Source organism: Aeromonas sp. 604176 (genome assembly GCF_049170755.1).
Classification (GTDB): Bacteria; Pseudomonadota; Gammaproteobacteria; order Enterobacterales; family Aeromonadaceae; genus Aeromonas; species Aeromonas veronii_A.
The window spans coordinates 1-2,360 of the sequence record NZ_JAAKNE010000219.1 but is presented as its reverse complement, the minus strand read 5'-3'; the positions used below and the strand labels follow the sequence as shown (position 1 = coordinate 2,360).

At 59.8% G+C, this 2,360-nt stretch carries 2 protein-coding genes; both read left to right on the top strand.

The annotated features are described in order from the left end of the window. Nucleotides 1–753: phenylalanine--tRNA ligase subunit alpha (gene pheS, locus G5358_RS20770; RefSeq protein WP_421324846.1), on the top strand; the 753-nt coding region annotated here is incomplete at its 5' end. A gap of 12 nt (nucleotides 754–765) precedes the next feature. Beyond that, nucleotides 766–2,360 (top strand): phenylalanine--tRNA ligase subunit beta (gene pheT / locus G5358_RS20765; protein ID WP_421324845.1); only part of this gene is annotated, 1,595 nt, incomplete at its 3' end.

The following is a 2,360-nucleotide window of genomic DNA, read 5'->3' as shown; positions in this document are numbered from 1 at the left end:
CTCGAAGTCGCCGTGCTGAACCAGAAGCTGGCCGCCGAGACCATCGATGTCAGCCTGCCGGGCCGCCGCATCGAGAATGGCGGTCTGCACCCGGTGACCCGCACCATCGAGCGCATCGAGCGCCTGTTTGGTGAGATGGGCTTCAAGGTTGCCCGTGGTCCCGAGATTGAAGATGGCTTTCACAACTTCGATGCGCTGAATATTCCGGCTCATCACCCGGCGCGTACCGATCACGATACCTTCTACTTCAATCCTGATCTGATGCTGCGTACCCACACCTCCGGTGTGCAGATCCGCACCATGGAGCATCAGCAGCCGCCGATCCGCATCATTGCACCGGGCCGCGTCTATCGTAACGACTACGACATGACCCACACCCCGATGTTCCATCAGGTTGAAGGCCTGCTGGTTGACGAGCATGCCAGCTTTACCGAGCTGAAGGGCATTCTGCACGACTTCCTGCGCAACTACTTCGAGGAAGACCTGACCATTCGCTTCCGTCCTTCCTATTTCCCGTTCACCGAGCCGAGCGCTGAAGTGGACGTAATGGGCAAGAACGGCAAGTGGCTGGAAGTGCTGGGCTGCGGCATGGTTCACCCGAACGTACTGCGTTCGGTCGGCATCGATCCGGAAAAATACTCGGGCTTTGCCTTCGGCATGGGCGTTGAGCGCCTGACCATGCTGCGTTACGGGGTCAACGACCTGCGTGCCTTCTTCGAAAACGACCTGCGCTTCCTCAAGCAGTTCAAGTAAGGGCGAGAGAACATGAAATTCAGTAAATCCTGGGTGATGGAGTGGGTCCGCACCGAGTTGAGTGACAACGCGCTGGCCGAGCAGATCACCATGGCCGGTCTGGAAGTGGACGCCGTGGAAGCGGTGGCTGGCCAGTTCAACAATGTGGTGGTGGGTGAAGTGGTCGAGTGCGCCCAACATCCTGACGCCGACAAGCTGCGGGTGACCAAGGTCAACGTGGGTGAGGCCGAGTTGCTGGACATCGTCTGCGGCGCGCCAAACTGCCGTCAGGGCTTGAAAGTGTGTGTGGCCAAAGTAGGGGCGACCCTGCCGGGTGATTTCACCATCAAGAAAGCCAAACTGCGTGGTCAGCCGTCCCACGGCATGCTCTGCTCTTTCAGTGAGCTGGGTATCGACGTTGAAGCCGATGGCATCATCGAGCTGCCGGCCGATGCCCCCATCGGTACCGATATTCGTGACTACCTCAATCTGAACGACGTCTCCATCGATGTTGATCTGACTCCGAACCGTGCCGATTGTCTCGGTATCGCCGGTCTGGCCCGTGAAATCGGCGTGCTCAACAGCGTCGACGTGGTCGAGCCGACCTGGGCACCAGCTGTTGCCACTATTGATGCAACTTTCCCGATCCGGGTTGAAGCACCAGCTGATTGCCCCCGTTATCTGGGCCGCGTCATCAAGGGGCTGAACTTGCAGGCCCAGAGCCCGCTCTGGATGCAAGAGAAGCTGCGCCGTGGCGGCATTCGCTCCATCGACGCCATCGTCGACATCACCAACTATCTGCTGCTGGAATACGGTCAGCCGATGCACGCCTTCGATCTGGCTACCCTGGAAGGGGAACTGGTGGTACGTCGCGCCCACGCTGACGAGCCGATGACCCTGCTCGACGGCAACGAAGTGAAGCTCAAAGATACCACCCTGGTGATTGCCGATGCCAAAGGTCCTGCCTGCATGGCCGGTATCTTCGGCGGCAACCGCACTGGTGTATCCGAGACCACCACCGACATTTTGCTGGAGTGTGCCTTCTTCGCGCCGCTCTCCATCACCGGCCGTGCCCGTACTTACGGTCTGCACACCGACTCATCCCATCGCTTCGAGCGCGGGGTGGATCCGGAGCTGCAAGCCAAGGTGATGGACCGTGCAACTCGCCTGCTGCTGGATATCTGCGGCGGCGACGCGGGTCCGGTCATCGAGGTCAAATCCGATGCCCATCTGCCGAAAGCGGCACCCATCAAGCTGCGTCGCGCCAAGCTCGACAAGGTAATCGGTATCAGCGTGGCGGATGCTCAGGTGGTCGAGATCCTGACTCGCCTCGGCATGCAGGTGACTGTGGATGCTGACGGTTGGACTGCGTTGGCGCCCTCCTGGCGTTTCGATATCGCCATCGAGGAAGACCTCATCGAGGAAGTGGCTCGCATCTACGGCTACAACAACATTCCGAACCTGAAACCGGCCGCCTCTCTGGCGATGGTTGAGCAGGCAGAAGGGCAGGTGACCTTGAAGCGCGTACGCGACCTGCTGGTTGACCGCGGTTTCCAGGAAGCGATCACCTACAGCTTCGTTGATCCCAAGACCCAGCAAACCCTGTTCCCGCAGAGCGATGCCATCGT